The sequence below is a fragment of the Shewanella sp. 1180_01 genome (assembly GCF_052850535.1).
Genome location: NZ_VXCT01000079.1, coordinates 1 through 13,985, shown reverse-complemented (window position 1 = coordinate 13,985; position 13,985 = coordinate 1). Strand labels below are relative to the sequence as shown.

Annotated in this window: 11 protein-coding genes; 9 read left to right on the top strand and 2 right to left on the bottom strand. The window is 40.3% G+C overall.

Going from position 1 to position 13,985, the window contains the following annotated elements; genetic code table 11:
- The coding region (locus FW758_RS22955) for an Arm DNA-binding domain-containing protein (RefSeq protein WP_446446634.1) at nt 1–813 on the bottom strand (813 nt) is incomplete at its 3' end.
- Nucleotides 806–1,042, bottom strand: coding sequence for a hypothetical protein (locus FW758_RS22950; protein WP_446446633.1), 237 nt, complete (start codon nt 1,040–1,042; stop codon nt 806–808). The genes FW758_RS22950 and FW758_RS22955, both read right to left, overlap by 8 nt.
- Nucleotides 1,043–1,162: 120 nt before the next feature.
- Here FW758_RS22950 and FW758_RS22945 point away from each other — a divergent pair, with 120 nt between their 5' ends.
- The 9 genes from FW758_RS22945 (at nt 1,163) to FW758_RS22905 (ending at nt 13,971) form a co-directional block, all read left to right on the top strand.
- Entirely contained in the window at nt 1,163–1,387 is a 225-nt protein-coding gene (locus FW758_RS22945) for a helix-turn-helix domain-containing protein (RefSeq protein ID WP_226058616.1), read from the top strand.
- Between the two features lie 65 nt (nt 1,388–1,452).
- A complete protein-coding gene (locus tag FW758_RS22940; RefSeq protein ID WP_310795097.1) occupies nt 1,453–2,964 on the top strand; it encodes a sigma-54 interaction domain-containing protein in 1,512 nt (503 codons plus the stop codon).
- A 62-nt stretch (nt 2,965–3,026) separates the two neighbouring features.
- Nucleotides 3,027–6,467 carry a DEAD/DEAH box helicase family protein gene (locus tag FW758_RS22935; protein WP_446446632.1) on the top strand — a complete coding sequence of 1,147 codons (3,441 nt, stop codon included), beginning with the start codon at nt 3,027–3,029 and terminating at the stop codon, nt 6,465–6,467.
- Between the two features lie 86 nt (nt 6,468–6,553).
- On the top strand, nt 6,554–8,143 hold the full coding sequence (locus tag FW758_RS22930; protein ID WP_446446631.1) for a type I restriction-modification system subunit M: 1,590 nt from the start codon (nt 6,554–6,556) through the stop codon (nt 8,141–8,143).
- Complete coding sequence (locus FW758_RS22925) at nt 8,140–9,048, top strand: restriction endonuclease subunit S (RefSeq protein WP_446446630.1); 909 nt, start codon at nt 8,140–8,142, stop codon at nt 9,046–9,048. The genes FW758_RS22930 and FW758_RS22925 overlap by 4 nt, the downstream gene beginning before the upstream one ends.
- A 48-nt stretch (nt 9,049–9,096) precedes the next feature.
- Nucleotides 9,097–9,300, top strand: coding sequence for a restriction endonuclease subunit S (locus tag FW758_RS22920; RefSeq protein WP_446446629.1), 204 nt, complete (start codon nt 9,097–9,099; stop codon nt 9,298–9,300).
- Between the two features lie 41 nt (nt 9,301–9,341).
- Nucleotides 9,342–11,513, top strand: a complete 2,172-nt coding sequence (zorA, locus tag FW758_RS22915) for an anti-phage ZorAB system protein ZorA (RefSeq protein ID WP_446446628.1) — start codon at nt 9,342–9,344, stop codon at nt 11,511–11,513.
- A complete protein-coding gene (locus tag FW758_RS22910) occupies nt 11,513–12,271 on the top strand; it encodes an OmpA/MotB family protein (protein WP_259563608.1) in 759 nt (252 codons plus the stop codon). Before zorA ends, FW758_RS22910 begins: the two co-directional genes overlap by 1 nt.
- 2 nt (nt 12,272–12,273) lie before the next feature.
- Nucleotides 12,274–13,971 carry an EH signature domain-containing protein gene (locus FW758_RS22905; protein ID WP_259563607.1) on the top strand — a complete coding sequence of 566 codons (1,698 nt, stop codon included), beginning with the start codon at nt 12,274–12,276 and terminating at the stop codon, nt 13,969–13,971.
- Nucleotides 13,972–13,985: the final 14 nt, after the last annotated feature.

The window sequence follows — 13,985 nt, the reverse complement described above, 5'->3', positions numbered from 1 at the left end:
TGTTTCGACATTGCCATCAACCAGAGTCTCTTGAACTAATATCTCACCACGCTCTAAATTGACGTATTGCCATTTAAGACCATCGATCTCAGCAGTTCTCATCGCGGTAAAAAAACGCACCGTATAGTAGTCAAGAAAATCTTCTCTAACGTTAGATAAAAACAGCTGTACCTCTGCCAATGAGAAAGGCTCTATAGGCGTTTTATCAATTTTTAACGGCTTAATATTGGTAAATGGCGTTGGGAACTCAAAACGAAGAGCCGCTTCGTTTAAGATCCCTCGCAACGGAGTCATAACATGATTAATCCAGTCATTACTGAGTTTACCTTGCCTTCCTTTCCGTTTCGGTTCACTGATACTAGCCCGATATTTAATCAACTGTGGCCGGGTGATTTCGTCTAAACGAAAATGCCCGAATTCAGGCATCAAGTAACGCTCAAATATCATAGCGACATTCTTGTAGTGACTAATTTTCCACTGTATCCGGTTCTCAGCCAGCCATTCAGCGGTAAATAAACTGAATGTGGGGATATTGCTGAGTAATGTTGATCCACTGTATTTTTGTACTTCGACTAGATTGTTCTCGATAAGCACATCAGAATCGACAAAATGTGAGCATCGTGGACTTGATGGAAAATAATTCCTAAATACGAATCTATTTAATCTTATCTCGGCTTCCATTGTGTTAAGCATTCCCATTAGACGAGAACGGTTCAGCCGGTTATCGAGCAATGTGGTCTGTTCGCGACACCTAACGCCCTGATAGGTAAAATCAAATAACAATTTACCATTTCGTGCACGAATATTAGCCATGACATACACCTCCTCTAGCCATTGGAATGATGAATTTAGCAGGGCAGCTTGGTTTAAATAATTCCTTTTCAATTACTTCCCAGATGTAGAAAATTTTTCGACCACCGAATGGCTTTATGTAATGAACCCCTTCGATGAAAACATTATCTTTCAATGTATGGTTGATATAAGGCGCGCTAAACTTTATTCTTTGAGAAAGTTCTTTTGCATTGAATAATGTTTGTGGCATAAATACCTCGAAATGTTCTTTGGGTTGATCAAATGTTCTTGATAGGAATATTTAAGCGTGGCGGCGATGTTCTTACAAAGAACATTTAAATGTTTTTACGTATTTTAAGGATGGAATTGAGTGATTAGATTTAAAATCAAAGAGTTAATTGCTGAAAAAGAATTCAGAGAGCGAAGAAAAATCACACTTCAGGAAGTCGCAGATTCAGCTTGTGTTAATCGAACGGCCTTATCTAAGATGATGAACCCAAGCTACGAATACTCGACGACGACCAAAGCCATCGACTCTTTGTGTCACTATTTTTGTTGCAAAGTAGAGGATGTGATTGAGTACGTAGAAGATTAATAGCTGCGTTTCTTAGTAGTAAATAAAATTATTTGATGTAATATTATTTACAAACTAATGGATGAGTGACCACATTGAACATACTACTTACCTGGCTTGGTAATAAAGACCTTGAAAACATGCAGTCTGACAAGGGCGCCGCAATTGTAACCTTGGCAATAAAATCCAAAATTCCCTTCGATAAAATAGTTATTTTATCCAATAAAGATGAACAGCTGTGGCCACAATTTGAACGCTATTTAAAAAAACAACTGGCCATTAATCAGCGTCCTTTTCACGATATTCAAGTCTTTAAAGCCCATATAAATAGCCCGATTGATTATCAGTCAATTGCAAAAACTAGCGAACATTGGATAGCAAAACTGAGTGATGAAGCGCAAACGCTTTCAATAAACCTCACATCCGGCACGCCAACCATGACCACTTTGTCAGTGCTTATAGGTAAAGGAAAGCCCAATACCCACTTTTTACAAACCACCCCAGATAATCAATTAATTGAGGTGGATATCCCCCTCGATTTTATTCATACCTATGTCAAATCTGCCGCTAAGAACATTGCCTCGAGTGCAAGTGCTTTATCCATGCACAGCACAGCGTTTACAGCTTTAACTGCCCAATCACCCGCCATGAAAGCCCTTATTGTTAAAGCTCAAAAAATTGCCGCCGCTGAAGTCCCTGCATTGATTTTAGGTGAAACGGGTACCGGAAAAGAATTAATGGCTCATGCCATCCATAAAGGAAGTTTAAGGGCCAATAAACCCATCAGAATCGTCAATTGTGGCGCTTTTGCGCAAAACTTGGCAGATTCTACATTATTTGGCCATAAAAAAGGGGCCTTTACGGGGGCGGACAAAGACTATGCAGGTCTATTTGAGCAAGCCGATGGCGGCACGCTTTTTCTCGATGAAGTAGGGGAGCTGCCTCTTGATATTCAAGTTAAATTGCTACGAGCCTTACAGCAAGGTGAGATTAATCGCCTTGGAGACAATAAACCCATTTATGTGGATGTGAGAATCATTGCGGCCACACATCAAGATCTACAACAACAGATCGCCGCTGGCCAGTTTAGAGAAGATCTGTTTTATCGACTCGCGGTCGGCATTATCCAAATGCCAGCACTAAGAGAGAGAAAGCAAGATATCCCAAAATTAGTCAATCAGCTCATTAGCCAAATTAATCACGTTGGGTCCAAACATCCTCAGTATCAAAGTAAGAATATTTGCGAAAAAGCAATAGAGTTTATTTCCAATCAAGCTTGGCCAGGTAATATTCGTGAGTTATGGAGCACATTAAATCGGGCCTGCTTATGGTCCGACTCAAGCATTATCACAGCTAACGATCTTGCAGATGCCTTGCTTGCATCACATAAACCACAACAAGCCACTGATATATCTATGTCTCTTCACGATAAAGTTGATATAGTTCAACTCACTGATGATATTCAAAAAAACTATGTCAAAGCCGCGTTAAAGGCCAGTGGCAATGTAAAAAAGCAAGCCACGCAAATGTTGGGCTTAAAAGATCATCAAACGCTAACCAATTGGATGAAGCGTTTGCAGATTGACATAGAAAAATAACCATCGCGGCAGATTGGCATTGTTATTGCGAATGCAGTAGGGACATAAGGAAGCAACACGGAATGAAGCAATCAATGAATTTTGAGCATATTCAAACAAAATGGCCACAGCTCCATCAATTAGCAGCATTTGCTGAAGAGTATGCGATATCAGATCCACAAAGTGCATTGGTTAAACTTCGCTGTTTTGCTGAACAGGTTGTCGGCTATTTTTATAAAGAACTTCAATTACCTGCTTTTCCCAATTCAAATATCTATGACAAGCTCACATCGGATGATTTCACTAGCGTAGTCCCCAATTTAATTACCGATAAACTTCACGCAATACGCAAAAGCGGTAATCAAGCGGCACACGAAGGTCGAGTCGATCAACAACAAGCTATTTGGATTTTAAAAGAAAGCTATTATGTTGCCTGTTATCTATTTATGGCTTACGGAAATGGGAAACAAGCTGATTGCCCAGAATTTACTGCGCCAGAACAAAAGCAGCCCTTAAATCAAGGTGATGCTGAATTTACTAAAAAAAATAAACAACTAGCACTACAGCTGAGCCAAAATGAAGCTCGGCTCAAAAAAGCGTTAGAAGAATTAGAGGCGTCTCAACAAGCACAAAAACAAGCCCAACAAGAAGCCGAAAGACTCAAGCAAACGATAAATGAAGCAAAAGTCGGTGAAATTAAGGCGCTTAACAAACTTATCACTGCAAGTTTTAACTTTAGCGAAGCAGAAACTCGTGCGCGGATCATTGACATGGATCTACGGGCTGCTGGTTGGCAGGTGTCTCTTGATGAAACGAGCACAGATGAAGTAGGTAAAGAAGTACAGGTAACTGATCAGCCTACCAGTACAGGCATAGGTTATGTAGATTATGTGCTTTGGGACGATGACGGAAAACCACTCGCAGTAATAGAAGCGAAGCGGACTCGTGAATCTGTCGAAAAAGGCAGGCAACAAGCTAAGCTTTATGCCGATGCACTCCACAAACAGTACAATCAACGACCGGTTATATTTTACTCTAACGGTTACGACATCCGTATATTAGACGATGTCCAAGGCTATAACAGTCGTAAACTTTACGGCTATTACTCTAAAGACTCGCTGCAATATCTAATTAAACAGAGAGGCCTTAAAAAAGATTTAAATCAAACACCAATCGATACCAATGTCGCAGGCCGTTTGTATCAAATGGAAACAATCACTCGTGTATGTGAACGTTTCGCCGATAAACATCGCAAATCTCTTATCGTACAAGCAACTGGCACAGGAAAAACGCGTGTATCTATTGCGCTGGCTAAACGGCTACTCGATGCAGGCTGGGCCAAACGCGTACTGTTTTTATGTGACCGTAAAGAGTTACGTAAACAGGCGGGTAATGCCTTTAATGAGTTTACCAATGAGCCACTATACATCGTAGGTAAAACCAAAAAAGAGTTAGCGACAAATTCAAGGGTATTCATTGCTACTTACCCTGGCATGATGAGTATTTATCAAAAATATGATGTGGGTTATTTTGATTTAATTGTCGCTGATGAATCACACCGTTCTATCTATAATATTTATGGTGATATTTTTAAATACTTTGATGCACTAGAGGTCGGCTTAACCGCCACACCTGTTGAAATGGTATCGCGCTCAACGTGCCAGTTATTCGGTTGTGATTTCAAATTGCCTACGGCTAATTACCCATTAGAAAAGGCGATTGAAGAAGGTAACTTAGTACCTTATAAAATTGTTAGTTTAACCACTAAGTTTTTACGCGAAGGTATCAAAAAAGATAACCTCACAGATGAACAAATTGCACAATTAGAAGATCAAGGCATTGACCCTAACGAGTTAAACTTTGACGCCAAACAAGTCGATGAAGCGGTAAAAAATAAAGACACCAATCGCGTTATTTTACGTAATCTAATGGAAAAGGGCCTGCGTGATAGTGACGGTCAACTACCTGGTAAAACCATAGTATTTGCCCGCAACATTGCTCATGCTGAACTCCTGTCGCAGCTGTTTGGCGAAATGTATCCTCAATTAGGCAGTAACTTTTGTCGCGTTATCCATTCAAAATATGAACGGGCAGAAGAGTTAATTGATGACTTTAAATCAAATGAAGTAAACAGTGCCCGCATTGCTATCTCAGTAGATATGCTCGACACCGGAATTGACGTTCCAGAATGCGTCAATCTTGTATTTGCCAAACCCATTAAGTCAAAAGTCAAATTTTGGCAGATGATTGGTCGTGGCACACGCCTATGCAAAGATCTCTATGGAAAAGGCAAAGATAAAACCCACTTCTTAATTTTTGACCACTGGGAAAACTTCAACTACTTCGATATGGACCCAAGCGAAGAAGATGTAAAACAGGCTAAATCTCTTACTCAAAAACTGTTTGAAAGCCGTCTGTTACTGGCTGAAACCGCGCTTAAAAAGGCAGACATAACGACCTTTGATACCGTGATAAAGCTTATCCATCAAGATATTAAAGCACTTGATATGAACACTATTGCGGTGCGCGATAACTGGCTAGTGGTTGAATCCTGTAAAGATGAAAAAACGCTTAACCAATTTGCCCCACAAACAAAAGCCAATTTGTTTGAGTATATTGCACCACTAATGCAATGGCGTAACATTATGGGGCAATCTGAAGCCTATAAATTGGATAATGAAATTGCCACCATTCAAACGCTAATGTTTACCGATCCCAATCAAATAGATCTTGTTAAGCAAGGTTTAATGGGCAAGGTCGAGTCATTACAAATGCACCTAAATGAAGTGCGTGCAAAAGCGAAAGATATTGCCAACATTCAAACCAGTGCATACTGGGACTTGTTAACCTTTGATGCATTAGAACAAAGCCGTTTAGCATTGCGCAGTATCATTCATTTACGCGACAAATCTGCTCAACCTCCAACAGTTGATTATGTCATTGACGTAAAAGAAGAGGTTAGTGAAATACGCGAATCAACACGACCAACAAAAATTGTCTCTATTGATTATCAAATATTTCGTCAAGAGGTGGAAAAAACACTTTCGCCATTGTTTGCAACGGAGCAAGTACTGCAGAAAATACGTAAAGGCGAACCGGTAACAGCAGATGATTTAGCCAAACTAAACTCCCTTGTGCATACCCAAAATCCAAGCGTAGACTTAAATACCCTTAAAGAGTTTTTCCCGGAATCTACTGCCACATTAGACAAAATATTACGCACCATAGTGGGTATGGATAAACAAGACATAGAAGCAAAGTTCACCGTGTTTGTTCAACAAACCCACACTTATATGAATTCCAAGCAGCAACGCTTTATTGGCATGTTACAAAACCATATAATTCGTTATGGGTCGATACAAATATCACAGCTTTATGATGCACCTTTTACCCAAGTTCATGATATGGGATTAGATGGGGTATTTAGCGAGCAGCAAGCCGATGTGATTCAAGATTTTATTGCTCAATTTGATGTTCAATTAGGTCAAAAGACACAAACAATAGAACAAGTCATCACACAATAAATTCGAATTTCATTTTAACTTTATTTTTTCATTAAAACTTATGACGTTTTAGCGTCCTAATCTGTTTTATACACAAAGAGTACACCATGATCACAGGTCAACTAAAAAGCAAAATCGACAAGCTATGGGAAGAATTTTGGACCGGCGGCATTACCAATCCGTTAACGGTTATCGAACAAATTACCTTTTTAATGTACGCCCGCATGCTCGACATGAACGAACAAATTGACGAAAAGCGAAGTGCACGAACTGGCCAAGCGTTTAACCGTCGTTTTAATGATGCGCAGCAACACCTGCGTTGGCAAAATATTCGTCATTTAGGTGCCGAGCAGCTATACAAAACAGTTAAAGATGAACTCTTCCCGTATTTTGGTTCTAGCTCAGCGGCATCAGTAAAAGAGGGCAACGAAGGCTCGTTATTTTCTGAGTTTATGAAAGATGCCCAGTTAATGATCCAAAAACAAAGCTTATTGGTAAAAGCGGTTGAAATGGTTAACGACTTGCCACTTGATAACAGCGATACCAAAGGTGATTTATACGAGTATTTATTAAGTAAACTCACCACCGCGGGAATTAACGGCCAGTTTAGAACACCGCGTCATATCATCCGCGCCATGGTCGAAATGCTAGACCCAAACAAAACCAGCCGCATTTGCGACCCAGCAAGCGGTACCGGTGGCTTTTTATCAATTTCTTACGAATACCTACTCGAAAAATACACCTCAAAAGACAGTATAGAACGTGAACCATTATTTGATGAAGACGGTAAACCGCTTCTAGGCAACCAAGGGCAGCAACTTGAAAATGTACTATTTTCTGGTGATTTAATCGATCCACAAGCACGCCAACACATAGACACCGACATGTTCCACGGCTTTGATTTTGATGCCACCATGCTTCGGGTTGCCGCAATGAACCTAGTGATGCATGGCATTAAACAACCCGACGTACATTATCAAGACACCCTAAGCCAACGATTTAGTGAAAACTTCCCACTAGATTCAAAAGAAGGCTTCGATATCATTCTTGCTAACCCGCCATTTAAAGGCAGTTTAGATGAAGAAGACGTTTGCCCTGAGCTGCTGCGAAAAGTCAAAACTAAAAAGACTGAACTGCTATTTGTTGCCTTAATCGAGCGCATGTTAAAAATCGGCGGTCAATCTGCCACTATCGTGCCAGACGGTGTGTTATTTGGCTCATCCAATGCCCACCAGCAGTTACGTCAATTATTAGTCGAAAGCAACCAGCTAGAAGCGGTCATTTCATTACCAAGTGGGGTATTTAAGCCTTACGCTGGCGTGTCTACCGCAATTATGATTTTTACCAAAGGCGGCAGCACCGACCACGTGTGGTTTTATGATGTCCAAGCCGATGGTTTCTCACTAGACGACAAACGCACCCCAATCAAAGCTAACGACTTACCAAACCTAGTGAGTGAATATAAAGCCCGTGATAAATCAGCCGCTGAAACAAAAGCCAACGATCGCACTCAAAAAGCCTTTTGGGTCAGTAAAGACGATATCGTAACCAATAAATATGACTTGTCGATCAACCGCTACAAAGAAGTGGTGCATACTGCCCAAGTCTATGCCGAGCCAAAAGTCATCCTAACCAAGCTTAAAGCCCTAGAAAACGATATTCTAAAAGACTTGAATGAACTGGAGGCAATGCTGTGAGTTGGCCAATGGTTAAATTAGGTGATGTAGTCAGCTTTATTGGTGGTTCGCAGCCACCCAAGTCAACGTTTTTATATGAGCCTAAAAAAGGCTTTGTTCGTCTATTGCAGATAAGAGATTATAAGTCAGATAAAAATTTAACTTTTATTCCAGAAACATCTACTAAGAAATTTTGTACTAAAGATGATGTCATGATTGGACGATATGGGCCTCCTGTATTTCAAATTTTACAGGGTTTAGAAGGGGCATATAACGTAGCCTTGATGAAAGCAAAACCCTCAGAAAAAGTAGATCGTGATTATCTCTATTACTTTCTCAAGCAGGATGAGCTTTTTCGTTTAATTGATGGGTTATCACAGCGTACAGCTGGCCAAAGTGGCATCGATATGGATGCGTTAAAAGGCTATCCTATGTTGCTCCCACCACTAGCCGAGCAAAAACGCATTGCCGCGATATTAGATAAAGCCGATGCCATCCGCAGTAAACGCAAACAAGCCATCCAACTTGCCGACGACTACCTCCGCAGCGTATTCCTAGACATGTTCGGTGATCCCGTCACTAACCCGAAGGGATGGGAAGTTCAATCGTTAAGCTCATTATGCAAAAAAATTACAGATGGTACTCATCATTCTCCGCCTATAATAGAATGTGGAGTTCCTTATGTAACGGCTAAGCATTTAAAGAAAACAGGTTTAGAATTTCATAAAAATCCTTGGTATATCTCAGAAGAATCTCATCAAGCCATATACTCTAGATGTAACCCTGAATTAAACGATGTTCTTTATATTAAAGATGGTGCAACAACGGGCTTAGCAGCTATAAACGATTATGATTTTGAGTTTAGTATGCTGTCTAGCTTAGCGTTGCTTAAACCTGACTATGATAAAATTACTTCCGAATTTTAATGCATGTTCTTAAATCACCCCAGAACCAAGTTGGTATTAACTGCAAATATGGCAGGAGCAGCAATAACAAGGCTAACATTGGCAAAAATAAAAGATGTTAAAGTGCCTTTACCTGACTTGGCTACACAGAAAAAGTTTTCTGAAACATATATATCTGTTAGGAACTTTCTGGAAAAAGTAGCTAGTAGTAGCGATCTAGCTAATCAAGAGTTTAATTCACTAAGCCAAAAAGCCTTCGCAGGCGAGCTTTAACTAAAACAATCAATACCCAAAATACTAAGGGAGTAGTAATAATGTTGGAATTTTTGCCATCGCATTGGTTGATACCTCAATCACTGCTAGGGGTATCGTTTTGGCTTGCTTTACTAATAGTGTTTATTATTGCGCTGATAACCATTATTTCGCGTACGCTTAAGAGTAAAAGCAGAGTAGAGCAAGTCAGGCAGATTATTAAGGGTGAAACAGTCACCACACTTTATGATAATAACCTGAGTATTACTGAACGAGCGAGCGCATCAAAAGATAAAATAGTGCATAGCTTGTGGCATGAATTTAGCGAAAGTTTAGTACAAGATGATCGCACCCAGCGCGTTTATAATACCCTGGATGCAGAGCACTTTTTTAATCATAAAACCCTTTCTGCGGGGTTAACCTCTAACAGGTTATTAGCTGCAACCCCTTCATTTTTAACTGCAATTGGTGTGTTAGGTACCTTTATGGGCCTGACCATGGGCCTGCGTGATATTCATATTGAAAGTAACGATATTGAAGTATTAAAAGCCGGTATTGCTAGCATGATGAGCGGCGCGGCGTTTGCCTTTGTGACCTCTGTTTGGGGGGTGGGTTTAAGCTTGTTGCTTAACTTTATTGAGAAAATAGCCGAGCGGAGCATTTTAAGTAACATTGTCAAGGTACAGCAAAAAATTGATTTTCTTTATCCTCGTTTACCTGCTGAAAAGTCGTTAGTTGATATCTCTAAAAACACCGGTGAAAGTAGTCAAGCTCTGCAAGAGCTGCATGAACGTATTGGCGACCGTTTGCAAGAGACCATTTCGGGCGTCAGTGACAGCATGCAAGAGGCATTTACCAATGCGTTAAACAACGTAATGGCACCTGCAATGCAATCATTAGTGAGTAATGCCAGCCAACAAACTAGCGGGGTGTTAGAGCATCTTATTGGTAACTTTACCGAAAGCATGCAAGCAGCAGGTAGAGGCCAAGGCGAGCTAATGCAAAAGTCGACTGAGCAAATGCATGAGGCGGTCAGTCTTTTAAGCGAGCAAATGAACGCGGTACTTGAACAAAGCAGCAAACAATCACAGCTAATGGCAGAGCAGCAGGCTGGAGCATCTTCACAATTTAATCAACAACTTGAAGCAATGCTGAGCCAAAGCGAACAGCGCCAGCAGTCGATGGAACAAAAGCTATTTTCAGCCATTGAGTCGCAGCAGCAGTCGCAAGCTGCACGTGAAGCAAGCCATGTAGATAACTTACAGTCGGTATTGGGTGATTGGTTAACTGAGCAGTCGCAAACGTTAACTCAGTTATCTGACTCTATGAGCCAAGTGCAAAATGCTATGGGTGAATCAAATCGTAGTTTTGTGAGTGATCTTACTAGCCAAAATGAAAAGACCACTGCACAGCAACAAGCCTTTACCAGCGGGTTAGAAACCAGCTTACAAAGCTTTATGCAGAACTCAGCACAGCGCCAACAAAAGCTAGAAGAAAACTTTAGTTCGTTATTACAAAACCAACAAGTTGAGGCATCTAAACGAGATGAGCAATATCGTGATCAGCTGCAATCTCAGCTAAGCAAGTGGTTAGCGCAGCAAGACCAAATGCTGACGTCTATGACCGATGCGGTAAAACGGACACAAACCCATATGGATATGGTTGTTGCACAACATAAAGAAGTAGTAGGCGAGCTTAAAACGGTTGCACAATCATCAGCGACAAGTAGCCAAAACTTAAGTAATAGTTCAAACCAAATTGCCATGTTATCAACCAACTTAGTGAAGGCCACTGAGCTGTTTGATACACGTTTAGCTGACATGACTGACACAATTGAAGATATTTGTGCTCAAAATGATGCTTTAGCAAACCATGTCATTGAGCAAGCAAAAATATTAAAAGAACTTGAAACGTCACTTGTGACAACAACAGAGCAGTTTGGCGATACTGCAAAGTTAGCCTTTAATGGTTTCACTGAAATGAAAACCCATCAAACCGACTTTATAAAAGGAATTGAGTCTTCATTTGAAGGTTTAGGCAATACGTTAACTAAACAGGTATCGGATATTGAGAAACAAACAAATGAATGGCTACGCAGTTACTCAGCAGAAGTAAATACCCAAGTTAAAGAACGTATGGAAACCTGGAATACAACAACACTTGAGTTTAGCGACCAGATGCGCAGAACAGTGAGTTCAATTTCTGACTTAGTGGATGAATTGGAGCATAGCTAATGCGGATATTTAGAACAGACGATGTGAGTGTAGATGAAGAAAACCCTTATTGGATGTCGTTTTCTGACATTTTGTCTGGGTTGTTAATTTTATTCATTTTAGCGTCTGTTGTGTTAATGGTTGAGCTTATGGAAGCCAAACAAGAGCTTGAAAATAAGCAACAAGCATTTACCCAAGAGTTAGAAATGTTGCACTTAGCTGAAGGGGTTCGTAAAACGATATTACATGAAGCCGCTGATTTATTAAGGCAACGTGGCATACAAGTGACCGTTAGTGAAAATGAAACCGTGTTAAGTATTCCTAACGACATTTTAGGGTTTGATAGCGCCGCATTTAATATTAATCCTCAATTTGAACAAACCGCGCTTGAAATTGGCGAAGTGCTTTCAATGGTGATTAATACAGACAATCGTGAGCAATTTCTGGATACCATTTTTATTGAAGGCCATACCGACAGTAAAAATTTCAATGGCATGCTGGGCAAAGGCAATTGGGGCTTATCTACTTTTCGAGCTATTTCGCTGTGGGAACTTTGGAGTCAATCATTACCGAGTCACCTTAATTTAGCGGGGATCAACAACAAAGATGGCAATCCGCTTTTTTCAGTAAGCGGCTACGCTGCGACACGCAGAATGGTATTGGATGAAGTCACCGACAATGATTTTAGAGCAAATAGACGAATTGATATTCGCTTCACTATTCGTAGACCTACAAGTTCGGAATATGAATCAGTAAGAAGTCGTTTGGAGATGCAGTAATTATGCTGTTTTTACCCCCTAAACCAGAGCTCGCCCAGTTTAACTGGGAGCGTATTACAAAGCAGTGGAGCAGCCTTACATTACAAACTAAGACAATTGCTGATGGTGCAGGGCAAGGTGAAGAGTTTAAGGCACTTGAGCAACAGGTTAGTGGTTTTGTTGTTAATGGCGATGTTGCGCAATTAAACCATACACTGCTTAAACGCAAAGGCGTTAGGGTGTTAACTCAGCTGTGGATTGATAAAGAAGAGATAAGAAAAGGCTCATTAAACGAAGAGACCATTGATTACATTCAAGCCAAACACCCAAAGCTTGGCATGTCGTCGTTAATGAATTTAATTTCGTTGGTCTATCGTTATTTTGATGCTTTGGTTGATGGCAATATTTTTAATAAATTAACAGCATGGATTAAGCAACAAATAGCGCAACGTTTAGATGAGCGGAAAAAAAGCAGTGATACCATTTTATCTGTTCTGAATAGTGCAAAATGGCTGTTTGATTTAACTGCCCCTAAGGCGTTAGTGAATCTTGCAAAACAAAACCATTTAGATCTTAGTGAGCAATTAAAAAAACTTCGTTTAAACGAGTTACCACAAGGGCGTTTTTTAGATGTATGTCATGCTCAATATTACCTAGACACACTAAGGGAAATTCCCGTTGGTGAGCAGAACGATATTCTCCATGAATTATTAAAACATGATGTTGCTACCATGCCTTTTGAAGAAGGTAAACGCATTGGCCACATCGCACTCGAGATTATTATTGACCGCTCTGCCGGTGCACCAAGCGAAGTGTGGCAAAATTTTGTGCTGAATTTAGCCGGTGATCCCCGTATTGCCAATACCGCTAAAAATTACCGCGAGTGGTGGAAACCCATTGGTGAAAATAGAGTTAAAGCTGTAACAAGCTGGCTTGCCAAGGAAGACTTGCGCTTATTTTTGGGTGCGATTGCAGAGTACGCTAATCACACTGGTGATGAATCACTGAACCGGATGTTCCCAGCGCGTAAGCGATTTTTAGAAGGACTTTATGAACATGGCTTTGTTCGTAATGCACGACTTATGCTTGGCTATCAAGCTGAACATACAGTAAAGAGAGTGCTAGGTAAGAGTTTAACGACGAGTTATATCAAACTAAAAGCGATGCCACAGACTTCTATTATTTATTTAGATTGTGGCGACTTTCATATTGTTGAAGGTTCACATAACTTTAAGCTTTGGATATATATGGGCTTACCCAGTGAAAAGATGACAGATTACTCTTTGAGCGAGTTAACTCATAACGACCTTACCGTGCGTTTTCCAAATGAATTTAGAAAAAACTTACCCAATGGTAAGAAATTAGCTATTCAGCACTCGCCAACTTCCTGGCAAAAAAATGCCATAGATTTTTTGACTGAAAACGGTGTTGAACTGGATTTAGAGAAACTGTTTGATAGCGATAAGTACAGAAGGTATGTCAATCGTTATGGATTGCCTGTTGTTAAGAAGAATACACAAGAAAATAATCTTTTAGAGGTTAACTTGTTAAAAGCTTTAGACGCTTACCAACCTATTACGGCTAAAGAGTTAGTTAAGATTTTAGACAATGAATTTACTATGTTTGCAGATCGTCCGACAGTTAACGCTAAGCTCTATTCAATGTTATCACAAAAGAAAGTGACTCGAGACGATAGTTTTCGTTGGTATCTTGCCGACTAAAATGTGATTGACAC

Bases quoted from the DNA above. Each gene is read 5' to 3' on its own strand.
- FW758_RS22930 (WP_446446631.1), top strand. From the start codon at position 6,554: ATGATCACAGGTCAACTAAAAAGCAAAATCGACAAGCTATGGGAAGAA.
- FW758_RS22920 (WP_446446629.1), top strand. From the start codon at position 9,097: ATGGCAGGAGCAGCAATAACAAGGCTAACATTGGCAAAAATAAAAGAT.
- zorA (WP_446446628.1), top strand. From the start codon at position 9,342: ATGTTGGAATTTTTGCCATCGCATTGGTTGATACCTCAATCACTGCTA.
- FW758_RS22905 (WP_259563607.1), top strand. From the start codon at position 12,274: ATGCTGTTTTTACCCCCTAAACCAGAGCTCGCCCAGTTTAACTGGGAG.
- FW758_RS22935 (WP_446446632.1), top strand. From the start codon at position 3,027: ATGAAGCAATCAATGAATTTTGAGCATATTCAAACAAAATGGCCACAG.
- FW758_RS22910 (WP_259563608.1), top strand. From the start codon at position 11,513: ATGCGGATATTTAGAACAGACGATGTGAGTGTAGATGAAGAAAACCCT.
- FW758_RS22950 (WP_446446633.1), bottom strand. From the start codon at position 1,042: ATGCCACAAACATTATTCAATGCAAAAGAACTTTCTCAAAGAATAAAG.